A 23240-nucleotide genomic window follows, 5' to 3' on the forward strand; every position below is an offset into this window, starting at 1 on the left:
ATGTCCCGTACAAGGCAACAATCAACCCTCTAACGCTTCTAAAATGGCAGTTCTCGTAGGCAAGCGCGCCCCTTCTTTCAAAGCCACCGCCGTTATTGACGGCACCTTCGAGGAGGATTTTTCGCTGGACCGGTATCTGGGCAAAAAACACGTCCTGTTCTACTTCTACCCCTCCGATTTCAGCCTCATCTGCCCCACCGAGATTCTGGCCTTTCAGGACCGCCTGGAGGAGTTTGAGCGGCGGGGCGTGGCCGTGGTTGGCTGCTCCACCGATTCGCAGTATGCCCATTTGGCCTGGCAGCTCAAGTCGCGCGACACCGGCGGCATTGCCGGCGTGAAGTACCCGCTGGTGGCCGATGCCACCAAAACGATTGCGGCCAACTACGACGTGCTGGGCGGCCACTACGACTACAATGCGCAGGGTGAGATGACCTATACCGGTTCGCCCATGGCGTATCGCGGCCTCTTTATCATCGATAAAGACGGCATTGTGCGGCACCAGCTGGTGAACGACCGGCCCTTGGGCCGCAGCATCAGCGAGGCCCTGCGCATGGTGGATGCGTTGCAGCACTACGAGAAAAACGGGGAAGCATGTCCCGTGGACTGGGAAGCCGACTCCCACGACAGCAACTTATAAGTCCTTCGCTGGCGCGGGCTGGCGTTGCGTGGCGTAATTTTGGGCCTTGCTGTTTCTCTATAATACCGCCCTGGGTCTATACGGCCTGCTGCTGCGCCTGGTAGCACCTTTTGTGCCCAAGGCTGCTGCTTGGGTGGCAGGACGCCGGGACCTGCTGGCCCACATCCGCCACACCATTGGACCAGACCCGGCGCCCCGCGTCTGGTTTCACTGCGCTTCACTGGGCGAATTTGAGCAGGGCCGGCCCCTACTCGAAGCTTACCGCCGTGCCCATCCCGGCACCAAATTGGTGCTCACATTTTACTCCCCATCAGGCTACGAAATCCGGAAGAGCTGGCCCGGAGCCGACTATATCTTCTACCTGCCGCTCGATACCGAGCACAACGCCAGGGCTTTTTTTGACATCGTCCGGCCCCGGCTCGTGGTGTTTGTAAAGTATGAGTTCTGGTACCATTTCCTGTACCAAGCGCACCAGCGGGGCATTCCATCCATAGTGGTGTCGGCCATTTTTCGCCCCGACCAGATTTTCTTTAAACCCTGGGGAGGGTTTTTCCGGGGAATTCTGAAGCGGGTTTCCCACATTTTTACTCAGAACGAGGCGTCGGCCCAGCTGTTGCGGACAGCGGGCATCAGCCAGGTGAGCGTGGCCGGCGATACCCGGTTCGATACGGTGGTGGCTACGGCGGCGGCCCCGCCCCGCTCGCTGACCGTAGTGGAAGCCTTCGTGGCCGATGGAGCGCCCGTGTTAGTTGTAGGCAGCAGTTGGCCCGAAGACTTGCCGGTTCTGATGCCCCTCATCCGGCGCTATGGCCCCGAATTGCGGGTGCTCGTGGCACCGCACGAGATAACCGAAACCAACCTACGCCTGGTTGAGGCCACCTTTCCGGGCCTGGTGCAGCGGTACTCGCACGCCGACGCGGCCACCGTGGGCCAGGCACGCATCCTGCTTTTCGATAATATTGGGCTGCTCAGCCAGCTCTACCGCTTCGGTAAATACGCCTACATCGGCGGGGCGTTTGGCAAGGGCCTGCACAACACGCTGGAAGCCGCGGCGTTCGGCCTGCCGCTGTTTTTTGGCCCCACCTACGCCAAGTTTCAAGAAGCCGTGGAATTGGTAGTCCTCAAATGCGCGTTTCCGGTTGAAAACGCGACGGGGCTCGAAACTACTTTTACCTACCTCTGGCACCACGAGGAAGCCCGCCTGCGGCTCCAGGACGCCATGCTTGACTACGTGCACGGCCAGGCCGGCGCCACCCGCACCATCATGGCCGCTCTGCCCGGCCTTACCGCCTCATGACCCCCGACCTCCCCCCTGCTCCTGCTTCCCCCAACCCCCTGCTGCACGGCACAGTGGTGAAGTCCACCGGCTCCTGGTACATCGTGCGCGGCCTCGAAACCGGCCAGCTGTACCGGTGCCGCCTACGGGGCAAATTCAAGATTAAAGGCCTGAAGGTCAGCAACCCCCTGGCCGTGGGCGACCACGTGGAATTCACGGTAGAAGCGCAGGCTGAAGGGGCAGCGGTTATTTCGCACATCGTGACGCGACGCAACTACATCATTCGCCGCTCGGTGCACAAAACCGGCCATTCGCACATCGTAGCCGCCAATCTGGACCAGGCGTTGCTCGTCGTCACGCTGGTGTCGCCGGCCACGTCATTTGGTTTTATCGACCGGTTCCTAGTCACGGCCGAGGCTTACCACGTGCCCGTCACGCTGCTATTCAACAAAACCGACCTCTACGACGCCGAGGGTTTTGAGTACCAGGCCGAGATTGCGGGCATGTACGCCAGCCTGGGCTACCCCAGCCTTACCTGCGCGGCTACTACCGGCGAAGGCGTCCCGGAAATCGACCACCTGCTGGATGGCAAAGTGAGCCTGCTGGCCGGCCACTCCGGCGTGGGCAAAAGCACGCTCATCAATGCCTTGGTGCCCGACCTGGACCTGAAAACGGCTGAAATCAGCGAGTTTTCGGACAAAGGCGTGCACACCACCACTTTTGCCGAAATGCTGGAGGTGCGCCCCGGCACCCATATCATCGACACTCCAGGCATTAAAGAGCTGGGCCTTGTGGACATGCCCCCGGCGGAGCTGGCCGGCTATTTCCCCGAAATGCGCGCCCTGCTCAACCAGTGCCGCTACCACAACTGCCAGCACACCCACGAGCCCGGCTGCGTGGTGCGCGAGGCCGTGGACCAGGGCCGCATCGCCCTCCCCCGCTACGACAGCTACCTGAGCATGCTGGCCGGCGAGGACAACCGGCATTAACCGGCACTAAGCCCAAAAAAAATCCCCGCTGGTTCTCACCAGCGGGGATTTTTGCAGGAACTAAGTTGCCTTACTTAGCAGCGGGCAGAATCACGGTGTCGATAACGTGGGTCACGCCATTGCTTGAGATAACGTCGGCGATTTGCACGGTAGCGGGGGCGTCTTTGCCGTTGCCAACCATCACCATGCCGTCTTTTACGGTTACTTTCAGTTTCGCACCGTTCACGGTGGTCAGCTCCTGACCATCCTTCAGGTCAGCGGCCACCAGGCGGCCGGCGATAACGTGGTAGGTGAGCACACCGGCCAGTTTGGCTTTGCTGGCGGGCTCCATCAGGCCGGCTACGGCACCCTTAGGCAGCTTGTCGAAAGCAGCGTTGGTGGGGGCGAACACGGTGAAAGGACCAGCGCCTTTAAGGGTTTCAACCAAGCCAGCAGCTTTCACGGCCGATACCAGCGTGCTCACGCTCGAAGCACCAGCGGCGTTGTCCACGATGTCCTTATCGGCTGTCATAGCCACACCGTCTACCATTACGCCCTCAGGCTTGGCCATACGAGCCGAGTCACCGGCCATAGTAGCCTCCGAGTCAGTAGCGGTTGTAGCCACTACGTCGGTTTCGGTTTTGGTTTCGGTGCTGCAGCTAGCCAGCATGAGCGAAGTGGCCAAAGCGGCCATCAGGGGGGCAAATTGCTTTTTCATGAAAAATGAGGTGAATTGGGTGTTGTGAAAATTGTTATCTGCAAATATGGGGATTCACCGTCGAGCTTACGAAATGCGAAACCCCTTTGGATGTTTCGGACCCAACCGATTTCCTACCTTCGTTGTTCTTAGAGCCCCGCGTTGGGGACCTGCCATTTATTTCTTCCGCCAAACCCGCGAATTCATGAAAACTGCCGAAATCCACACCAAGAAAGGTGTTATGAAGGTTGAATTTTACGAGCAAGACGCTCCGAAAACCGTTAAAAATTTTATTGACCTGGCCGAAAAAGGTTACTACGACGGCCTGAAATTTCACCGCGTCATCCCCAATTTCGTGATTCAGGGCGGCTGCCCCAACACCCGTGAAGGCGCTAAGGGCCAGCCCGGCACCGGCGGCCCCGGCTACAAAATTGACTGCGAAACCAGCGGCAACAACCAGTACCACGAGCGCGGCGCCCTGAGCATGGCCCACGCCGGCAAAAACACCGGTGGCTCTCAGTTCTTCGTGGTGCACGACCGCCAGAACACCGCCCACCTCGACCGTGTGCACACCGTATTCGGCAAAGTTGTAGAAGGCGTGGAGGTTATCGACCAGATTCAGGCCAACGACGAAATTGAAAAGATTGTGGTGAAGGAGGCGTAAGCTTATACCTGAAAGCAAAGAAGAACGCCATGCTGAGCTTGCCGAAGCATCTCTACCGCCATACTAAAATTAATTAGTTGCGCGGTAAAGATGCTTCGGCAAGCTCAGCATGACGTTCTATTTACTACATCTCCTTCTATTTCTTCCCTGGACTCGGGTTCTCAATTTCCCGCACCAACTCGCCGTACCAGCCCTCGCCGTACTTGCGGATGAGCGGGTCCTTAAGAAATTGGTACACCTTCACCCCCAGCGAACCACCAAACGAGCAAGCCGGGTTACAGATGCCCCACCGGTCGTAGTTCAGGGCATCAAACCCCTCGTATTTGGTGATGCGAATGGGGTACAGATGGCAGCTAATGGGCTTTTTGAACGTGGTAGCGCCGGCCAGGTAGGCTTGCTCTATACCACACTTCAGAATGCCGCGCTCGTCGTAGAGTGCGTAGGCGCACTCCTTGTCCTCAATGGTGGTGGTGCTGAAGTCACCTTCCCAGTCCTTAATATAGAGGCCCTGCGCCTCAATGGCTGCCCGGCCCGCATCGGTAAGAAAGGGCTTGATGTTGGCGTATTCCTGCTCCAGAATCTTGAGCTCGGGTTCTTCGAGGGGGGCGCCGAGGTCGCCCTCCACGCAGCAGGCGCCCTTGCAGGCTTCGAGGTTGCAGACAAAAAAGTTGTCGGCGATGTCGTCGGAGATGACCGTTTCTTGAATAATAATCATTAGAACAAAGATAACCCCGCCCACGGGGCTAGAAATTCGTTGCGCCCCCTACCCGGTGGCCGTATCTTTGTCAACCGCCCAAAAGGCGGCTTAATTCGCTGATGGCTCTAGATTATTTATCCCTTCTGAATGGCTCGCAGGCGGCCGCGGTTATGCAAACCGAAGGCCCGTGCATGATTATTGCCGGGGCCGGCTCGGGCAAAACCCGGGTACTCACTTACCGCATCGCCAACCTGCTCGAAAAGGGCGTTGACCCGTTTAACATCCTCGCCCTCACCTTCACCAACAAGGCCGCCAAGGAAATGCGTGCCCGCGTGGAAAAGGTGGTGGGCCCCGCCGCCCGCAGCCTGTGGATGGGCACTTTTCACTCGGTGTTTGCCAAAATCCTGCGTTCCGAAGCCGACAAGATTGGCTACCCGCGCAGCTTTACCATCTACGACTCTCAGGACAGCAAAACCCTGATGGGCCAGATTGTGAAAGAGCTGGAACTGGACGATAAGCTCTACAAATCCAGCTTGGTGCTGGGCCGCATCTCGGCCGCCAAGAATAAGCTGATTTCGGTGAACCAGTACCTCAACGACGCGGCCATCAAGGCCGACGACGAGGCGGCGCTCCGGCCCAAAATCGGGGTGCTCTACCAGCAGTACCAGCAACGCTGCTTCAAGGCCGGGGCAATGGATTTCGACGACCTGCTCTTCAACACCAACGTGCTGTTTAAAGACCACGTCGACGTACTGAACAAGTACCAGAACATGTTCCGGTTTGTGATGGTGGACGAGTACCAAGACACCAACTACTCGCAGTATTTAATCACCCGCAAACTGGCCGCAAAAGAGCGAAATATCTGCGTGGTGGGCGACGATGCGCAAAGTATTTACGCCTTCCGCGGCGCGGATATTACCAACATTCTCAATTTCGAGAAAGATTACCCGGAATTGCAGGTATTTAAACTGGAGCAAAATTACCGTTCCACGAAAAATATTGTTTGGGCGGCGAATTCGGTTATCAAAAACAACCAGGCGCAATTGCGCAAAGACGTATTTTCGGAGAACGAAGACGGCACGCTGATTGAGGTCCTGAAAGCTGCTTCCGACAACGAGGAGGGCAAATTGGTGGCCGCTTCCATCTTCGAGGACAAGATGAACGGGCATTTGTCGTACGATAATTTTGCCATTCTGTACCGCACCAACGCGCAGAGCCGCGCGATGGAAGAATCGTTGCGGAAATTAAATATTAAATACAAAATTGTCGGAGGCCTGAGCTTTTATCAGCGCAAGGAAATCAAGGATTTGGTGGCTTATCTGCGCCTCACTGTCAATCAAAACGACGAGCAAGCCATCCGTCGGGTAATTAATTACCCGAAGCGCGGCATTGGCGACACCACCATCAGCAAACTAATTACTACCGCCGACGAGCAGAACCACACCCTGTGGGAAGTGGTGGCCAACGCCGACCAGTTTATGGCAGCGCGGGTGTCGAACCCGGTGGTGGGATTTGCCGAAAAAATCAAGAGCTACATTGCCGTCGCGGCCAAGGAAGATGCCTTTGAAGCGGCCAAGTTCATTGCCAAGAACTCGGGCATGCTAGAGGAGCTATATGCCGATAAGAGCATTGAGGGCCTCTCCCGTTATGAAAACATGCAGGAGCTGCTCAACGGCATTAAAGAATACGTGGACGACCCGGAGCGTGAGGACAAAAGCCTCGGCGCGTTCCTGCAGGACATTGCCCTGGTTACGGATTCCGACCTGAAGGACGCGGCGCAGGAAGGCGAAGCCGTGACGCTGATGACCATTCACTCGGCCAAGGGCCTGGAATTCCGCAACGTGTACATCGTGGGCATGGAGGAGAACCTCTTTCCCAGCCAGATGATGATTACCTCGCGGGCCGATTTGGAGGAAGAGCGGCGCTTGTTTTACGTGGCCATCACGCGGGCTGAGAAAAAGCTCACGCTGAGCTACGCGACCTCGCGCTACCAGTGGGGCAACCTGCGCAGCTGCGAGAAAAGCCGCTTTCTTGACGAAATCGACCCACAGTTCGTCAACTTCAAGTTTGCCGCCGGGCCGGGCGCGGGCGAGTCGCCGTTTCAGCACGTATTTGAGCGGCGCTCGAACCTGATTCCCACCGCGCCACGCAAAGTGCAAGCTACCAACTACGTAGCTCCGGCCGACTTTACCCCTTCCGACACGTCGAACCTGCAAAGCGGGCAGCGCGTGGAGCACGCCAAGTTCGGCTTTGGGGTGGTGAGTGCGCTCGAAACCCAGCAGGGTACCACCAAAGCCACCATTCAGTTTGAGGAAGTGGGCGAAAAGGTGCTGCTGCTGAGTTTCGCCAAGCTGCGGCTGCACTAATCTTCTGCCGCCGACACGGGTCAGGCATGCGCTTGTCCTCCTATCTTTGGCCTGAGCCTTGCCATCGGCGGCCTCTCTTATTGCTTTCTATGACTGACCTCACCACCCTCCCCTTCCACCTGCAATTGCTGGTGCGCGAATACGGGCACAGCACTTACCAGCTCATTCTGGGCCTCAAAGACATTGAGGACGTGGCCGAGCGCACCAAACGGGCCGGGCAAATAGTGCAGTTGATGCTGCGCCTGCAGCCCGCGCTGCGCGAACTGCCCGAGGTGCAAACCCGCCTCTGGAACCACCTGCACGCCTTGGCCGGCGAAGAAGTGACCCTGGAGGCGCCAGTGCCACTCCGCAGCCTCACCGTGCGCACCGAAAAGCCCGCCCGCGTCCCCTACCCCCGCCAGGGCCCGAAACTGCGCGCCTACGGCGTTGCCGTGGAGGCACTTATCGCTAAAGCCGTGACCCTTGAAGACGAAGCCGAGCGCGAGCAGGCCACTGTGCAAATTGGCCGGACCATGAAGTTCCTCTATCGCCAGCACAACAAGGAGAACGCCAAGGACGTGACCATTCTGCGACATCTAAGCGAGCTCTCGGGCGGTCAGCTCAAGCTCGACCCGGCCGTGGTAGATAGCGATAACTTGTTTGAAATGCCGGCCGGCACGGGCGCTACCAAGGCCTTCATCGTGCCTCAGCCCCAGCAGCGCGAAGGCCGCGACCGGCGAGAGGGCCGCGACAACCGCGAAGGCCGCGACCGCGACAACCGGGGTAATGGCTTCGGCAATAAAAACGGCAAGAAGCGCAAGAAAGGCCGCAGCCAGGAGCCCCAGCAGCCGCCTCAATAATATTTTAGCCGCAAGCTGTCAGCTACAAGCTGCAAGCTTTTTTCTAGCCTTACAGGGTGGCTTGCGGCTTGCAGCTTGTAGCTTGAAGCTTAAATCATATGGCTGCATTTGAAGTACGTGGTGGTAAAACACTGCACGGTGAAATCACGCCCCAGGGCGCCAAAAACGAAGCTCTCCAGATTCTCTGCGCGGTATTGCTGACGTCGGAGCCGGTTACCATCAGCAACATCCCCGACATCCGCGACGTCAACAAGCTCATTGAGCTGTTGCGCGATTTGGGCGTAAAAGTGGGCAAGCTGGCCACCGATACCTACATTTTCCAGGCCGAGAACGTGAACCTCGACTACATGGACACGCCGAATTTTGTGGCGCAGGCGGGTTCTTTGCGGGGTTCGGTCATGATACTGGGGCCTATGTTGGGCCGTTTCGGCCGCTGCCAACTGCCCAAGCCGGGCGGCGATAAAATTGGCCGCCGGCCGATGGACACCCACTTTTTGGGCCTGGAAAAGCTCGGCGGCAAGCTTACGCTGGAAGGCCTGGACTTCTACCGCATTAAAGTGGAAGGCAAACTGACGGGCACGCACATGCTGCTCGACGAAGCCTCAGTGACCGGCACGGCCAACATCCTGATGGCCGCCGTGCTGGCCGAAGGCACCACCACCATCTACAACGCTGCCTGCGAGCCCTACCTGCAGCAGCTTTGCCGCATGCTGGTGCGCATGGGCGCCAATATTCAGGGCATCGGGTCGAACCTGCTCACCATTGAGGGCGTGCAAAGCCTGGGCGGCACAGAACACCGTATGCTCCCCGACATGATAGAAATCGGCTCTTTCATTGGCCTCGCGGCCATGACGGGCTCCGAAATCACCATCAAAGACTGCCAGATTTCCGAATTGGGCCTTATTCCGGACACCTTCCGCAAGCTGGGCATTAAAATCGAATTCCGGGGCGACGACATTCACATTCCGGCTCAGCCGCACTATGAAATTGCCACCTACCTGGACGGTTCCATTCTCACGGTGAGCGACCACACCTGGCCCGGCTTCACCCCCGACTTGCTTAGCATCGTGTTGGTGGTGGCCTGCCAGGCTAAAGGCACGGTACTCATTCATCAGAAAATGTTCGAGAGCCGCCTGTTCTTCGTGGACAAGCTCATCGACATGGGCGCCCAGATTATTCTCTGTGACCCGCACCGCGCCACCGTCATTGGCCTCGACCACACCAAGCGCCTGAACGGCATCACCATGACTTCGCCCGACATCCGGGCCGGCGTCGCCCTGCTCATCGCCGCCCTTTCGGCCGAGGGCACCAGCACCATCCTCAACGTGGAGCAGATTGACCGCGGCTACCAGTTCATCGACCAACGGCTCAATGCGCTGGGAGCTGATATTCGACGAATTCAGTAGATTCATCCTTTTCAAGCCTGCCATTATGCTTCCTTCTGTTAAATCTGGACAGCAGGCAACGGCCTCGTAATCTAACAGGGTTCTACCTCATTTGTCGCAGGACACTACATTGGGAGTGCTGGTAGCGGAAGTCTAAAAGCCACGAATAAGCGAAAGAGCCCCTGCTGAATTACCAGCAGGGGCTCTTTTATATTGCTGATTAGGCAAGTTGCGCTAATCCACCACTAGGTCAACTACGGCATTCACGACAGACAATGCAATGCTGAACAGCAACGCATTGAGCAGGCCGTCTACGTCGAAGCTGCTCATCAGGAAGTCAGCCAGCTTTACGATGATGACGTTAATAACCAGCAGGAACAAGCCCAAGGTGAGCACCGTGATGGGAAAGCCCAGAATTTTGAGAACGGGCTTTACTACCGCGTTCAGCACGCCGAGCACCAATACCAAAATAGCCGCGCCCCCAAAACCAGTCAGCACCACGCCGGGCAGCACCATACTGAGGCCATATACCAGTACGGCCGTGAGGATGAATTTGAGGATAAAACCGAGCATGCGAAAGAAAATTGAGGTGATAAAAAAAAATTAATCAGCCACCTCCATGCCCTTGGCGGTGAGGCGGCCTTGGGATACGGCCATCCAGTTGCAAAGTTGGTAGAGCAGGCGGGCGCCTACGATGCCATTCCAGTCGCTGTCGCCGGGCGCTACCTCGTTGAGGTCGCAGCCGATGATGGTGATGCCGGACCGCACAATGGAGCGAATCAGATACGTGGCTTCTTCAAACTCCAGGCCGCCGGGCACGGGCGTGCCGGTGCCGGGGCACAGTTTAGGGTCCAGCCCGTCGATATCAAAGCTGATGTACACTTTGGGGGGCAGCTGGGCGATGATTTTGCCGCAAACCTTTTTCCAGGATTTCTTAGCGAATTTTTCGTCGCTCAGAAAGCGCTGGCTGAACAGCGCCACCCGGCCGTTCGAAGTGGCAATGTATTCGGCCTCCTGCTGGCACATGTCGCGGATGCCCACCTGCACCAGCTTCTTCACCTGCGGCAGCTCCAGGGCATTGTGCATGATGCTGGCGTGCGAGTACTTGAAGCCCTCGTAGGCCGGGCGCAGGTCGCAATGCGCGTCGAACTGCAGAATAGCAAATTCTTCATGGCGCTCGGCCAGCGCGTGCAGGTAACCCAGGGGCGTGCTGTGGTCGCCGCCGAGCACAACTACGCCCTTGCCCTCGTCGAGCAGGGCGCCGGTTTTGTCTTTCAGCCATTGCACCATCTTCACCCCTTCGGCTGTGACTTGGGCGGGCACGCTGCTGTGGGTGCTGGTGCCGTCTTCGGGCTGGCCTTCTTCCAGCCACGTGATGTAGTCGGCGGCTTGCGGCCGGAGCTTAAGGCTGGCCTGCGCAATGGTTTCGTCTTCGTCCTCCATGGCCAGACCCAATTTCCAGGCTTCGGGCAGGTCCGGGTCGTACAAGTCGACCTGCAGCGAGGCCTCGTGAATGGCGGCGGGGCCATGGGCGGTGCCGGCACGGTAGCTCACGGTCACTTCCCACGGCACGGGCACCACCACCACTTGGGCTTCCTCGGGCGTAAAAGGCAGGCCAAACAAGCCACCGGCGGCATCGCCGGGCGCATTGGGGTCGAAAGAAGCTATTTTTTTGGCCCGCGCGGCCTCGTGGTTAGACATCGGTGTTTACGTTGGGAGTAAGAGTGTAAAAACCAAGGCCGCCAAGGGGAATAAATCCGCTGGCGGCGTTGGGCAGAAAGCGAGGGCACCGGAGAAGCGCGCCGGCAAAAATGGCGCTAGAACCCAGCTTACTCATGGGAAATGTTATGAAAGCCTAGGCCGACATTTGACTTCCCAGAAAGTCGTAGCTGCGAATGATTTCGAGGATTTTCGTGAACGTCTCGCGGTCAAAAAAGAGCATCAGCGGCAGCTCCACCATGTTGTCCTTATCGGAAAACTGGGTAATTACTGAGAAGATGAGAGGCTGGAGCTGGTGCTCGGGCATCAGCCCGTTCATGATTTCGGAGATGTCACCATGGGGCGCTGAGGGGGGCGCGCCGTAGATGTTAGCCTTCAAAATATTGGCAAGCTGCGTCACCAAGGCACCGGTAATGATGTTGCTGATTTCCAGCAGCAGGGATTCCTGCAGCTCATTTACCTCCAGGGTTTCGGTGGTTTGCATGCGCAAACACACGCGTGACAGGCGCTGAATGTGCTGGCCGGAAAAGAACATCAGCGTCGTGCCATTGAAATCGCCCCGAATATCGGATTGAATCGGAACGTGCTTGGCCTGGTACTCGCGCACGCGGGCCAGAATGTCGTCGCTTACGAGCAAGTCGATATTCGGCACTTCCAACAGAACCCGTTCCTGGGCAATTACGGCGAACGAATCGGCGGCGCGGGCCAGGCCAATGTTCAAAATCTCGCGGATTATATCACGCTCTAAGTCGGTCATCGATAAATCCATAACGTCGATAATAGGGGAAGTGCAGCTGCGAGAACTGAGATGAATGAAATGAAAAGTTAGGGCCGTCTGGCTAGAAACAAACGGGTGAGCGTGGGCACGTCCAGCACCAGGCAGACCTGCCCGCTGCCGAGCAGGGTGACGCCCCCGAACAGGTCAATGGTGTCCAGCGGCTTGCTGAGGGGCTTGATGACGATGTTCTGTTGGCGCATGAACCGGTCAACTACCAGGCCCAGGCGGCGGTTATTGTAATTAACCACCAATACGTGCTGCGTACCCTCAATGTCGCTTTTATTGGCCGACGGCAAGGGCTCCTCGCCTTCGTCGTATAGAAGCTGGCGCAACGGTACCAGCGGTACGCTTTGTTCGTGTAGATGCGTAACCATCACGCCCCCCACCACCGAAATCTGGCCGGGCTGCAGGGCCAGCACGGTGTCGGTGTGCATGAGTGGAATGGCATAGGGCCGCTCATCTACTTCCACCAGCAAGGCACCCTTCACGGCGATGGAGGTGGGCAGAACAAGCGTAAATGTGGTACCCACGCCCATTTCGGAGTCTACCCGTAGCTGACCGCCCAACGAATCCAGGGCAAGCTTGACCACGTCAAGTCCCACGCCACGCCCCGAAATATCGGTCACTTTTTGGGCCATGGAGAAGCCGGGCTCGAACAGGAAAGCCCACACGGCTTCTTCATCCAACCCGGCGGCGGCATTGGCCGTGGTCAGGCCGCGCTCCACGGCTTTGCGGCGCACGGCTTCGGTGTCAATACCGCGGCCGTCGTCCCGCACCTGCAGCAGCACGTCGTCGCGCTCCGTCATGGCCGACAGCGTGAGTTTTCCGACAGCGGACTTGCCGGCTTTCAGGCGGTTGTCGGTGGTTTCGAGGCCGTGGCTGACGGCGTTGCGCACGAGGTGCAGCAAGGCATCGGTAATGATTTGCAGAATGTTGCGGTCAATCTGCACGTCCTGGCCGCTCAGGGTCAGCTCTACTTCCTTGTCTTCGGCGCTGGCTACGTCGCGCACCACGCGGGGGAATTTATTGAGCAGCACGCCCACGCCCACCAGTCGGGCATCCATCACGCTGTACTGCAGGTCGTCGGAGATGCGGAACAGGTGCTGGGCCGTGGCCAGCAGCGCCGGATTGTCGAGCTCCTGGGCCAGGGTCATAATCCGGTCGCGGTCAATTACCAGCTCCCCCACGAGGTTGAGCAGGTTGTCGAGCTTCTTGACCTGGATGTACACCAGGTCCGAAAGCTCCATTTTGCGGTTGGATTCCTCCTCGGTTTCACCCGCTTCGGCTTCGTCCAGAATGGGGGCTTCGCCGCGGACCACGCGGTCTAGGTTGTCGAGCAGGGCGGTAGCATCCGGCAACGGCTGGCTGGCCCCCACTGCCCGAATCATGTTGCCCAGCGCATCAACCCCAGCAAAAACCACCTTAATCAATGGGCCACTGAATTCCCTCTCTTTGTCCCGAATGAGACCAAAGAGGGTTTCCAGATGGTGGGCCACCTCACCCAAATCGGTGAAGCCCATGGCCCGGGCATTGGCCTTAAGGTTGTGCATGAGCCGGAACAGCTCGTTAAGGGCGGGGCCGGCGTTGGGGTTGCGTTCCAGCTCGCTCAGATGCCGACTCATGGAGTCATAATACTCCAGGGCTTCAGCCATGAACAGCTCCCGGTATTCCTGGTCGCGCGTTTTCATTGGCCGGACATCATGGCGGTGGCAAGTAGAAAATCTATCGCGCGCGGCCACGCACCACCGTTACCGATGGCTTGTGGCCGTGCATGGATAGATAGCAGCCGCACGTTACGCGGTTTGCTCGCTCGCGTCGTTCTGCAACGCCGCGCCTACAATTTCCAGCACCTTCTCCTCAGAGAAAGGCTTCACGATGTAAGCGAGAGCGCCGTTTTCAATGGCTTCGTTCACAATGACTTCCTGCCCCACCGCGCTGCACATCACCACCTTCGCTGAAGGCTGAATCTGGCGCAGGCTCTTGAGCACGTCCAAGCCGGTGTTATCGGGCAAAATGACGTCGAGGGTAATCAGGTCAGGCTCCGTCGAAGTAGCCATCTCCAGCGCCTGGGCGCCATTGGCAGCCTCGCCCACTACTTCGTAGCCGGCATCGGTGAGCATGTTTTTGAGCATCGTGCGCATGTAGAATGAATCGTCGACGATGAGAATGCGCTTGTTCATGGTAATAGATGACATGATTGTAATTCGAAAGGGTGGCCGGGCTCCCTGGCTCGGCCCCGGCTTGTACGGGGCCAGCGGCTACGAAGATGCCACTTTGCCCGGCAGCCGCATCACTTCGCTTGGCGTGAGCAGCTTGCGCATGTCGAGCACGATAATGATTCCGCCCTCAGGCAGCTTGGCAATGCCTTCAAGGTACTTGTCGCGGGTGCTGGAATCCTGCACAAACTCAGGGGCGGGCTCAATCTGGCTCAACGGCATTGTGAAGGGCCGGGGCACTTCGCGCACCATCAGGCCCAGCGTGTAGTCAGCGGCTTCCACCGCCACCGTGTAGCTGCGTTCGGGCAAGGGCCGGCCGCCGGGCGCAGCCTGAACCGCTCCTCCAAGTCGATGATGGCGATGATGTCGCCGCGCAGGTTGGCAATGCCTTTGATGAAGGGCGGTGTTTTCGGCATCCGCGCCACTTCGGGCGTCACCGTCACTTCCTTCACCTGCTCAATGCGAATGCCGTAGTCTTCGTCGCCCAGCCGGAACACAATGAGCTGGACCAACTCGGCCGCTTTGGCGCGCTCGGGTTTTGCGGAAGAAAAGGCGGGGTCAATCTCGGCCATGTGGTGGGTGGTTGGTCAGTAATCAGAAACATGTAATGAACAGCCGGCCGGACGCAAAACCGGATGGCCGGCTGCTCATTACTTCATTCCATCAATTACTTGGCTTTGGCTTTTGATTTGGGAGCGGTGGGTTTCTCGGCCTGGCCGTTTGCGGGCGCTTTGCTGTTTTTGGTGGCTGCGGCTTTGGGCGCAGGCTTGGTGGCCGGGCGGGCGGCAGGTACCGGCGCTTGGGCTTCGGTGCGCTGTGGGCGGGTGCGGCGTTCCGGCCTTGCGTGGGCCGGAGCTGCCTCGGGGGCGGCGGCCTCGGCCCGGCTGGTGCGCCGCGCCATGCCACTGCGCCGGCTGTTATCGGCGTAGCCAGGCGCTTGCTGCTCGTTGTGGCCTTGTCCCCGGCGGGCAGTCATGCCCGGCTGCGGCGCTGGAGCGTACGTCTCGCGGGTCCGGTAAGCCTCACGGGCACTGGCCCCGCGGCGCATGGGAACCGGCTCCGGTTCGGGCTCGGGCTCGTAGGAGCTGAGCTGGAAGGTTTCGAGGCCCGCCTGCAGGTCGTCGGCAATGTCGGTGAGGCGCTGCGAGCTGGTGGTGAGCTCCTGCATAGCCGTGGAAAGCTGTTTGGCAGTGCCGGCTACTTGTTGGGTGCCGGTAGCTGTTTGCTCGGCAATGGCTACCACTTCTTCCACGTACTTCACCACGTCGCCAATCGAGGCTTTCTGCACCTCGGTAGCCGTGAGAATGTCGCGCGAGGTGCGCAGCGTTTCGCCGCTGCTGGTGGCAATGTTCTTAAAGGCCGAGCTGGCTTCAAACGTGGCGTTCTTGCCTTTCAGCACCCGGTTTTCCATGGTCGAAATAGCGGTGGCGGCCGAGGTGGTGTCCTTCCGAACGTCCTCCACCAGCGTGGCAATTTCGTTGGCCGATTTGCGGGAGCCTTCGGCCAGCTTGCGGATTTCCTCGGCTACCACGGCAAAGCCACGGCCGGCTTCGCCGGCGCGGGCGGCTTCGATGGCGGCGTTCAGGGCCAGCAGGTTGGTTTGCGAGGCAATGTCGGTAATTACGCCCAGCGACTTGCTGATTTCGCCCGACCGCGTGCTCAGTACTTCGATGGTGCGCGAGGTTTGGGAAGCAGCGCTGGATATTTCTTCCATGTTTTTCACCACTTCGGCCACCGTTTTCAGGCCCAGCTGCGAGGTCTGCTCACCCAAGATGGCCGATTTGTTCACCACGTCAGCCTTGTTGGCCGTTTCCTTGGTGGCCTGCATAATTTCCTCAATCAGCTTGAAGGCCTGGTCGGTTTTCAATGCTTGGTTCTGGGCGCCTTCGGCCATTTGCTGCATGGCCAGGGCCACGTCCACGGTCACGCGGCTCATCTCCTGGCCTTTGCCAGCCATTTCTTCCGAAGAAGTACCCACAATCTGCGAGGAGTCATTGATTTCGCCGAGCAGCTCGTTGAGGTTTTCTACGGCCAGGTTCAGGGCGTTGGACATGGCGAGGATGTCGCCCGTGGTAGGCACTTCCACGCGCTGGGTCAGGTCGCCTTCCGAGATGGCCCGCACCACGCGGCTCACTTCCAGTACCGGAGAGGCAATGGATTCAATGAGGCCGTTGAGGGTATCCACCAGCTCTTTCCAGGAACCCGACACGCCGCCCACGGTGGCGCGTTCGGTCAGCTTGCCCTCCACCCCGGCCACTTTGGCCACACGGCTTACTTCGGAAGCCAGACGGTTCAGGTCGTCCACCATGCTGTTGATGGTATCGGCCAGCTCGGCTACTTCACCTTTGGCTTCGAGGGTCAGCTTCTGGGTCAGGTCGCCTTTTGATACGGCGGTTACCACTTTCACCAGGCCCCGCACCTGCGTGGTGAGGTTGCTGGCCATGTAGTTCACGTTGTCGGTCAGGTCTTTCCACACGCCGGCCACGTTGGGCACGCTGGCCTGGCCCCCAAGCTTGCCCTCGGTCCCCACTTCCTGGGCCACACGGGTTACTTCGCCAGCGAAGATGTTGAGCGAGTCCACCATCTGGTTGAGGTTGTCTTTCAGGTCGAGCAGCTCGCCGTTGACGTTTACCGACACCTTCTGGCTGAGGTCGCCGCGCGATACGGCCGTTGCTACGTTGGCAATGTCCCGCACCTGACTGGTCAGGTTGCTGGCCATGGTGTTCACGTTATCGGTGAGGTCCTTCCACGTTCCCCGCACGTTGGGCACCTTGGCCTGGCCGCCGAGCTTGCCCTCGGTGCCTACTTCGCGGGCCACCCGGGTTACCTCGTCGCCGAAGATGTTCAGCGAGTCCACCATTTCGTTAAGGTTTTCCTTCAGCTGCAGCAGCTCACCGCGCACGTTCACCGTGATTTTCTGGCTCAGGTCGCCTTTCGCAACTGCGGTTGCCACGTTGGCAATGTCGCGCATTTGCGAGGTCAGGTTACTGGCCATCGTGTTCACGTTGTCGGTGAGGTCCTTCCAGGTGCCGCTCACGCGCGGCACGTTGGCCTGGCCGCCCAGGATTCCCTCGGTGCCCACTTCGCGGGCCACGCGGGTTACTTCGCCGGCGAAGATGTTGAGCGAGTCCACCATCTGGTTGAGGTTGTCTTTCAGGTCCAGCAGCTCGCCTTTCACGTCTACCGTAATCTTCTGGCTCAGGTCGCCTTTCGATACGGCCGTGGCCACGTTGGCAATGTCTCGTACCTGAGACGTCAGGTTGCTGGCCATCGTGTTTACGTTGTCCGTCAGCTCTTTCCAGGTGCCGCCTACGCGGGGCACCACGGCCTGGCCGCCGAGCTTGCCCTCGGTGCCTACTTCGCGGGCCACGCGGGTTACTTCGTCGCCGAAGATGTTGAGCGAGTCCACCATCTGGTTGAGGATGTTCTTCAACTCCAGGATTTCACCCTTCACGTTCACCGTCATCTTCTGGCTCAAGTCGCCGCGGGCTACGGCCGTGGCCACGTTGGCAATGTCTCGTACCTGCGAGGTCAGGGCCGCCGCCATGTCGTTTACGTTATCCGTGAGGGCTTTCCACACGCCGGCCACGTTGGGCACGCTGGCCTGGCCGCCGAGCTTGCCCTCGGTGCCCACTTCCTGCGCCACGCGGGTCACCTCGCCGGCAAACAGGTTGAGCGAGGCCACCATCTGGTTGATGTTCTGCTTGAGCTGCAGGAATTCGCCCTTTACATCAACGGTAACCGTCTGGGTCAGGTCGCCTTTGGCTACGGCCGTGGCCACGTTGGCAATGTCCCGAATCTGAGAAGTCAGGTTCGAAGCCATGTAGTTTACGTTGTCCGTCAGGTCTTTCCACACCCCGGCTACGCTGGGTACCGAAGCCTGGCCGCCGAGGCGGCCTTCGGTGCCCACTTCCTGGGCCACGCGGGTTACCTCGCCGGCAAACAGGTTGAGCGAGTCCACCATCTGGTTCAGGTTCTGCTTCAATTGGAGCAGCTCACCTTTTACATCAACGGTAACTTTCTGGCTCAGGTCGCCTTTGGCTACAGCGGTAGCTACGTTGGCAATGTCCCGCACCTGAGAAGTCAGGTTGCTGGCCATGTTGTTCACGTTGTCGGTTAGCTCCTTCCACACGCCAGCCACGTTAGGCACGCTGGCTTGGCCGCCGAGCTTGCCTTCGGTGCCTACTTCCTGGGCCACGCGGGTTACCTCGCCGGCAAACAGGTTGAGCGAGTCCACCATCTGGTTCAGGTTCTGCTTGAGCTGCAGGAATTCACCTTTTACATCGACGGTGATTTTCTGGCTCAGGTCGCCTTTGGCTACGGCCGTGGCCACGTTGGCGATGTCCCGCACCTGCACGGTGAGGTTCGAGGCCATGTTGTTCACGTTATCGGTCAGGTCTTTCCAGATACCGCCCACGTTGGGCACGCTGGCCTGGCCGCCCAGTTTGCCCTCGGTGCCCACTTCCTGGGCCACGCGGGTTACTTCGCTGGCGAAGATGTTGAGGTTGTCAATCGTTTTGTTGATTGTTTCGGCCATCAGCTTGAAGTCGCCCGATACCGGAATCTGGAAGCTTTCGTCCAGATTGCCGCGGCTGATGTTCTTCAATACCTTGCCTACTTCCAATACCGGCACGGCGATGCTGTCCACCAGGCCGTTGATGTTGTTGAGCATGTCGCGCCAGAAGCCCGCGGCGCCGTCGGCCGATGCCCGCGCCTTCAGGTTGCCTTCCACGCCGGCCACTTTCGAGATGCGCGACACTTCGCCGCCCACCCCGCCTATCATCTCCACCATGGAGTTGTAGGCTTCGGCGATTTCGGCAAAAATATCGTCATTCTGCTTGGTCAGGCGCACCGATACATCGCCTTTTTTGAAGGCGTCGAGGGCGTACAGCACCCGGTTGAGCTGGTCGTTGACGTAACCGGGGTCCTGCGTATCGAGGGAACCACGCGAGCCGCCTTTTTTGCGGGTCAGGTCGTTGTTGGTACGCATAACATCCAAGGAGGAGATGGCGCCGAAATCCGGCATTCCACCGGTGACGTTTTCCGTAGCAACCGGCGCCGCCGAACGGCGGGCCTTAGGTTGCGGAGTCTTGGGGGAAGCCATATACTATAGGAATCAAACGGATGAGTGGACAGGGCAATGCGAAGGCGAAGTACGGGGAGGAACCCCTAATAAACAAAGGTACACCCATTGGATGAGGGAGTGAACTTGCCCAGGCCATTGCCCTGTTCGGAAGGACGCGGAGCAGCTGCCTAAACGCTGGTTGCGCCGCCACTGGAAATAATTGGCACATCTTTGCGGCCAATTTTAACATTTCCTCACGGCTGGCCGTTTCACTTCCCACTGCCTTCTTTCGTTTGCCGTTCCCCCTTACCCGCCCACATGGTCAAGAATTTAGTTATCGTCGAGTCGCCGGCCAAGGCCAAAACCATTGAAGGCTACCTCGGACAGGATTTCGTGGTGCGCTCCAGCTACGGGCACGTTCGCGACTTGCCGAAGGACAACAACGCCATTGATATTGCCAATGGATTTAAACCCACCTACGTGGTATCGCCCGACAAACGCGAGCTAATCGCGCAGCTAAAAAAACTTTCGAAGGAGGCCGAAACCGTGTGGCTGGCGAGTGACGATGACCGCGAAGGCGAAGCCATCAGCTGGCACCTGGCCGAAACCCTGAACCTGCCCGAAACGAAGACGCGTCGCATCGTATTCCGCGAAATCACTAAAAATGCCATCCTGGCCGCCATTGCCGCGCCGCGCACGGTAAACCAGGATTTGGTGAACGCCCAGCAGGCCCGCCGGGTGCTCGACCGCCTCGTGGGTTTTGAGCTGAGCCCGGTGTTGTGGAAAAAAGTAAAACCGGGCCTGTCGGCCGGCCGGGTGCAGTCGGTGGCGGTGCGCCTGGTGGTGGAGCGGGAGCGCGAAGTGGCTTCCCACCTTTCGGCCAGCGCCTACCGCATTGTGGCGCGCTTCGATGCCGGCCGCGGTACCGTGCTGGAAGCCGAGCTGCCGACCCGCTACAAAGTGCGGGATGAAGCGGAGGCTTTTTTGCAGCGCTGCCTCGGGGCCACGTATCAGATTGAGAGCCTCGACAAAAAGCCCGGCAAGCGCAGCCCGGCCGCGCCGTTTACCACGTCTACGCTGCAGCAGGAGGCTTCGCGTAAGCTGGGCTTCTCGGTAGCGCAAACCATGAGCGTGGCCCAGAAGCTGTACGAAGCTGGTAAAATCAGCTACATGCGGACGGACTCAGTGAACCTGTCGGGCGAGGCCATGACGGGCGCCCAAAATGCCATTACGGCCGCCTACGGCGCCGAGTACCATCACACGCGCACCTTCAAAACCAAATCGGCATCGGCCCAGGAGGCCCACGAAGCCATTCGGCCCACCGATTTTGCTTTGGTGAAAGCCGGTTCCGACGCGTCGGAACAGCGTTTGTACGACCTGATTCGCAAGCGGGCCATGGCTTCGCAAATGGCGGAAGCAGTGATTGAGCGCACTACGGCCGTGATTGGCATCAGTTCGCAGCCGGGCGTCACGTTTACGGCTACCGGCGAGGTCATTACCTTTGAGGGTTTCCTGAAAGTGTATGCTGAGAGCAAGGACGATGAGGACGATGACGAGGCTAAGGATAGCGAGTCGAGCTTCTCGCGCGGCCTGCCGCCGCTGAATGTTGGTCAGGCCCTGCCCCTGCTGCGCCTGAGTGCCACGGAGCGGTTTTCGTCGCCGCCAGCCCGCTACACCGAGGCCTCGCTGGTAAAAAAACTGGAGGAGATGGGCATCGGCCGGCCTTCGACTTATGCCCCCACCATCAGCACGGTGCAGAAGCGCGGCTACGTGGAAAAAGACACCCGCGAAGGCAAGGAACGCAAGTTCCACGTGCTGACGCTGGACGACTCCGCGGTGAACACCGAGGTGAAAACCGAAAATTACGGCGCCGAAAAAGCCAAGCTGTTTCCGACGGATACGGCCATGGTGGTGAACGACTTTTTGGTGGAGCACTTCCCCGTGATTGTGGACTACCACTTCACGGCTAAGGTAGAAGACGAGTTCGACCAGATTGCCAACGGCCTGGAAGACTGGACGCAGATGCTGACCGATTTCTACGGCAAATTCCACGCGACCATTGAGGCCGGACAGGACATTGAGCGCAGCACGCTGGGCAGCACCCGCGAGATTGGCGTGCACCCCGAAACGGGCGAGAAAATAACCGCCCGCTTGGGCCGCTACGGCCCCTACGTGGCCCTGGGGGACACCGAAGGCGAAACCAAGCCCGCCTACGCCAACCTGCGCAAAGGCCAGTTCATCGAAAGCATCACCCTGGAAGAGGCCCTGGATTTGTTTAAGCTGCCGCGCGCGGTGGGCGAGTTTGAGGGCAAGGATATGACGGCTAACCTCGGCCGCTTCGGCCCTTATGTGCGGCACGACAGCAAGTTTTTCTCCCTCACCAAGGAGCAGGACCCGCATACCATCACATCGGAAGAAGCGGTGGCGCTAATTGAGCTCAAGCGCAAGACCGACGCCGAGCGCCTCATCAAGTCTTTTCCCGAAAACCCTGACATTCAGGTGCTGAACGGCCGCTTCGGCCCCTACATTGTGGCGGGCAAGAAGAACGTGAAAATCCCCAAAGGCGAGGAGCCCACCGAACTGACCCTGGAACGCTGCCAGGAGCTGGCCGATGCCACGCCCGACAAACCCGCCAAAGGCGGCCGCTTTGGCAAGAAAGCCGCGCCCGCTGCCAAGGAGGACAAAACCGACACCCCCGCCAAGAAAAAGCCAGCCGCCAAAAAACCGGCGGCCAAGAAAAAACCCGCTGCCAAAAGCGCCACCAAGCCAGCGGCGAAGAAAGCAGCAGCCAAAGCAAAATAAACACCGTCCGGCGCCGTTGAATGGCCCAGGCACTGAAATGCAAAAGCCCGCAACAATGCGGGCTTTTTTTTGCCCCTCTGTCGCTGCTGATGCGTGCTTCCCTCCTTCTGGCTATGTTTTTCGTGGGCTAGGCAAGCAGCACTACACCCGGCCCCCGGCCCGCCCACAGGCCTCAGCCATCCGTGGCTGCTGTTGGCCCAGAGCTACATGCCGGCGCAGAGTATTCATGTGCTTAAAAACCTCGATAAGCCCCGACTGGGCGCCTGGTTTACCCTGGACCCGCAGCCGAAGTGGTGAGCACGCCGGAATGGGATTTTGGGAGCCAAGAGTTGGCTCGTTTTTAAGCAGCTGTCCTTGTCATGCTGAGCGCAGCGCAGCACCCCTAACTTTGTTCCCTATGAAACACCTCGTTGTTCTCACCGGAGCCGGCGTCTCGGCCGAGTCCGGCATCCGCACCTTCCGCGACAGCAACGGGCTCTGGGAAAACCACCGCGTGGAAGACGTAGCCTCGCTCGAAGGCTTTGCCCGCAACCCGGCGCTGGTCCTGGATTTCTATAATCAGCGCCGCCGCCAGGCCCGCGAGGTTGCGCCCAATGCGGCCCACCTAGCCTTGGCAGGGTTTGAGGAAGTGCCCGGCTGGCGCGTCACCGTCATCACCCAAAACGTGGACGACCTGCACGAGCGGGCCGGTTCCAGTGAGGTGATACACCTGCACGGCATGCTCAACCGGATGCGCTCCGTGAAAAGCGAGACGGAGGTGTACGACTGCCCGGGCGATATTGAGGTGGGCAACCTCGCGCCCGACGGCGGCCAGCTGCGTCCCCACATCGTTTGGTTTGGGGAGATGGTGCCGCTCATTGAAGATGCCGCCGAAGTGGCCGCCACCGCCGATGTACTGCTGGTAGTGGGCACCTCGCTGCAAGTGTACCCCGCCGCCGGCCTGCTGCACTACGCCCCCGCCGGCTGCCCGGTCTACGTCATCGACCCGCACCAGCCCGCCGCCGGCCGGGCCGGTGTGCGCTACGTGGTCGAACCCGCCAGCACGGGCGTGCCCAAGGTGCTACGGGAGCTGGCAGCGGAGTGAAAAGTAGGCGTGGAGCTTGCGGGCGGAGCGAACCGTAGATGAGCAGG

At 59.2% G+C, this 23240-nt stretch carries 18 protein-coding genes and 1 pseudogene; 10 read left to right on the forward strand and 9 right to left on the reverse strand.

Going from position 1 to position 23240, the window contains the following annotated elements; genetic code table 11:
• Positions 1 to 43: 43 nt before the first annotated feature.
• Genes BEN47_RS04965 through rsgA form a run of 3 tightly spaced genes read left to right on the forward strand, consistent with a single transcriptional unit; the run spans position 44 to position 2902 of the window.
• Positions 44 to 637 (forward strand): peroxiredoxin, encoded by a 594-nt coding sequence (locus tag BEN47_RS04965; RefSeq protein WP_070725695.1) that lies wholly within the window; start codon positions 44 to 46, stop codon positions 635 to 637.
• Positions 638 to 683: 46 nt separating this feature from the next.
• Positions 684 to 1934, forward strand: a complete 1251-nt coding sequence (locus BEN47_RS04970) for a 3-deoxy-D-manno-octulosonic acid transferase (RefSeq protein WP_070725697.1) — start codon at positions 684 to 686, stop codon at positions 1932 to 1934.
• Complete coding sequence (gene rsgA, locus BEN47_RS04975) at positions 1931 to 2902, forward strand: ribosome small subunit-dependent GTPase A (protein WP_193427131.1); 972 nt, start codon at positions 1931 to 1933, stop codon at positions 2900 to 2902. Before BEN47_RS04970 ends, rsgA begins: the two co-directional genes overlap by 4 nt.
• A gap of 70 nt (positions 2903 to 2972) precedes the next feature.
• Here rsgA and BEN47_RS04980 read toward each other — a convergent pair whose 3' ends face one another.
• Positions 2973 to 3599, reverse strand: coding sequence for a fasciclin domain-containing protein (locus BEN47_RS04980; RefSeq protein WP_070725699.1), 627 nt, complete (start codon positions 3597 to 3599; stop codon positions 2973 to 2975).
• A 184-nt stretch (positions 3600 to 3783) separates the two neighbouring features.
• On the opposite strand from BEN47_RS04980, the gene BEN47_RS04985 reads away from it, so the two are divergent.
• Positions 3784 to 4242 (forward strand): peptidylprolyl isomerase, encoded by a 459-nt coding sequence (locus tag BEN47_RS04985; RefSeq protein ID WP_035567467.1) that lies wholly within the window; start codon positions 3784 to 3786, stop codon positions 4240 to 4242.
• 136 nt (positions 4243 to 4378) lie between these two features.
• On the opposite strand, the gene BEN47_RS04990 is transcribed toward BEN47_RS04985, so the two are convergent.
• Positions 4379 to 4957 (reverse strand): DUF3109 family protein, encoded by a 579-nt coding sequence (locus BEN47_RS04990; RefSeq protein WP_070725704.1) that lies wholly within the window; start codon positions 4955 to 4957, stop codon positions 4379 to 4381.
• Between the two features lie 101 nt (positions 4958 to 5058).
• On the opposite strand from BEN47_RS04990, the gene BEN47_RS04995 reads away from it, so the two are divergent.
• From BEN47_RS04995 to murA, 3 genes are all read left to right on the forward strand, one after another.
• Positions 5059 to 7305 carry an ATP-dependent helicase gene (locus BEN47_RS04995; protein ID WP_070725706.1) on the forward strand — a complete coding sequence of 749 codons (2247 nt, stop codon included), beginning with the start codon at positions 5059 to 5061 and terminating at the stop codon, positions 7303 to 7305.
• A gap of 89 nt (positions 7306 to 7394) precedes the next feature.
• Positions 7395 to 8144 (forward strand): DUF4290 domain-containing protein, encoded by a 750-nt coding sequence (locus tag BEN47_RS05000; protein WP_070725708.1) that lies wholly within the window; start codon positions 7395 to 7397, stop codon positions 8142 to 8144.
• Between the two features lie 98 nt (positions 8145 to 8242).
• Positions 8243 to 9550, forward strand: a complete 1308-nt coding sequence (murA, locus tag BEN47_RS05005; protein ID WP_070725709.1) for a UDP-N-acetylglucosamine 1-carboxyvinyltransferase — start codon at positions 8243 to 8245, stop codon at positions 9548 to 9550.
• A 213-nt stretch (positions 9551 to 9763) separates the two neighbouring features.
• On the opposite strand, the gene BEN47_RS05010 is transcribed toward murA, so the two are convergent.
• The 7 genes and pseudogenes from BEN47_RS05010 to BEN47_RS05045 all read right to left on the reverse strand — a co-directional run bounded on the left by BEN47_RS05010 (position 9764) and on the right by BEN47_RS05045 (position 19232).
• The gene (locus BEN47_RS05010) at positions 9764 to 10102 is read right to left on the reverse strand and encodes a phage holin family protein (RefSeq protein ID WP_070725711.1); all 339 of its coding nucleotides are present in this window, start codon (positions 10100 to 10102) and stop codon (positions 9764 to 9766) included.
• A 30-nt stretch (positions 10103 to 10132) separates the two neighbouring features.
• Entirely contained in the window at positions 10133 to 11230 is a 1098-nt protein-coding gene (locus BEN47_RS05015) for an agmatinase family protein (RefSeq protein WP_070725713.1), read from the reverse strand.
• A gap of 154 nt (positions 11231 to 11384) precedes the next feature.
• Positions 11385 to 12017, reverse strand: a complete 633-nt coding sequence (locus BEN47_RS05020; protein WP_239691500.1) for a chemotaxis protein CheC — start codon at positions 12015 to 12017, stop codon at positions 11385 to 11387.
• A 56-nt stretch (positions 12018 to 12073) separates the two neighbouring features.
• Entirely contained in the window at positions 12074 to 13714 is a 1641-nt protein-coding gene (locus tag BEN47_RS05025; RefSeq protein ID WP_070725717.1) for a chemotaxis protein CheA, read from the reverse strand.
• A 105-nt stretch (positions 13715 to 13819) separates the two neighbouring features.
• Entirely contained in the window at positions 13820 to 14221 is a 402-nt protein-coding gene (locus tag BEN47_RS05030) for a response regulator (RefSeq protein ID WP_239691501.1), read from the reverse strand.
• A gap of 63 nt (positions 14222 to 14284) precedes the next feature.
• A pseudogene (locus BEN47_RS22815) lies at positions 14285 to 14814 on the reverse strand (chemotaxis protein CheW).
• 95 nt (positions 14815 to 14909) lie between these two features.
• Positions 14910 to 19232: a methyl-accepting chemotaxis protein gene (locus tag BEN47_RS05045; protein WP_239691502.1), complete on the reverse strand. Its 4323-nt coding sequence runs from the start codon at positions 19230 to 19232 to the stop codon at positions 14910 to 14912.
• A 393-nt stretch (positions 19233 to 19625) separates the two neighbouring features.
• On the opposite strand from BEN47_RS05045, the gene topA reads away from it, so the two are divergent.
• The 3 genes from topA (at position 19626) to BEN47_RS05055 (ending at position 23193) form a co-directional block, all read left to right on the forward strand.
• The gene (gene topA, locus BEN47_RS05050) at positions 19626 to 22109 is read left to right on the forward strand and encodes a type I DNA topoisomerase (protein ID WP_070725727.1); all 2484 of its coding nucleotides are present in this window, start codon (positions 19626 to 19628) and stop codon (positions 22107 to 22109) included.
• A gap of 93 nt (positions 22110 to 22202) precedes the next feature.
• Positions 22203 to 22406 carry a DUF4846 domain-containing protein gene (locus BEN47_RS22820; protein WP_369073809.1) on the forward strand — a complete coding sequence of 68 codons (204 nt, stop codon included), beginning with the start codon at positions 22203 to 22205 and terminating at the stop codon, positions 22404 to 22406.
• Positions 22407 to 22506: 100 nt separating this feature from the next.
• The gene (locus BEN47_RS05055; protein WP_070725728.1) at positions 22507 to 23193 is read left to right on the forward strand and encodes an SIR2 family NAD-dependent protein deacylase; all 687 of its coding nucleotides are present in this window, start codon (positions 22507 to 22509) and stop codon (positions 23191 to 23193) included.
• The last annotated feature ends 47 nt before the right edge of the window (positions 23194 to 23240 follow it).

The sequence above is a fragment of the Hymenobacter lapidarius genome (genome assembly GCF_001816145.1).
Taxonomy (GTDB): domain Bacteria; phylum Bacteroidota; class Bacteroidia; order Cytophagales; family Hymenobacteraceae; genus Hymenobacter; species Hymenobacter lapidarius.

Coding starts and splice junctions, on each gene's coding strand:
- BEN47_RS04965 (WP_070725695.1), top strand. CDS start 44: ATGGCAGTTCTCGTAGGCAAGCGCGCCCCTTCTTTCAAAGCCACCGCC.
- rsgA (WP_193427131.1), top strand. CDS start 1,931: ATGACCCCCGACCTCCCCCCTGCTCCTGCTTCCCCCAACCCCCTGCTG.
- BEN47_RS04980 (WP_070725699.1), bottom strand. CDS start 3,599: ATGAAAAAGCAATTTGCCCCCCTGATGGCCGCTTTGGCCACTTCGCTC.
- BEN47_RS04985 (WP_035567467.1), top strand. CDS start 3,784: ATGAAAACTGCCGAAATCCACACCAAGAAAGGTGTTATGAAGGTTGAA.
- BEN47_RS04990 (WP_070725704.1), bottom strand. CDS start 4,957: ATGATTATTATTCAAGAAACGGTCATCTCCGACGACATCGCCGACAAC.
- BEN47_RS04995 (WP_070725706.1), top strand. CDS start 5,059: ATGGCTCTAGATTATTTATCCCTTCTGAATGGCTCGCAGGCGGCCGCG.
- BEN47_RS05000 (WP_070725708.1), top strand. CDS start 7,395: ATGACTGACCTCACCACCCTCCCCTTCCACCTGCAATTGCTGGTGCGC.
- murA (WP_070725709.1), top strand. CDS start 8,243: ATGGCTGCATTTGAAGTACGTGGTGGTAAAACACTGCACGGTGAAATC.
- BEN47_RS05010 (WP_070725711.1), bottom strand. CDS start 10,102: ATGCTCGGTTTTATCCTCAAATTCATCCTCACGGCCGTACTGGTATAT.
- BEN47_RS05015 (WP_070725713.1), bottom strand. CDS start 11,230: ATGTCTAACCACGAGGCCGCGCGGGCCAAAAAAATAGCTTCTTTCGAC.
- BEN47_RS05020 (WP_239691500.1), bottom strand. CDS start 12,017: ATGGATTTATCGATGACCGACTTAGAGCGTGATATAATCCGCGAGATT.
- BEN47_RS05025 (WP_070725717.1), bottom strand. CDS start 13,714: ATGAAAACGCGCGACCAGGAATACCGGGAGCTGTTCATGGCTGAAGCC.
- BEN47_RS05030 (WP_239691501.1), bottom strand. CDS start 14,221: ATGTCATCTATTACCATGAACAAGCGCATTCTCATCGTCGACGATTCA.
- BEN47_RS05045 (WP_239691502.1), bottom strand. CDS start 19,232: ATGCGTACCAACAACGACCTGACCCGCAAAAAAGGCGGCTCGCGTGGT.
- topA (WP_070725727.1), top strand. CDS start 19,626: ATGGTCAAGAATTTAGTTATCGTCGAGTCGCCGGCCAAGGCCAAAACC.
- BEN47_RS05055 (WP_070725728.1), top strand. CDS start 22,507: ATGAAACACCTCGTTGTTCTCACCGGAGCCGGCGTCTCGGCCGAGTCC.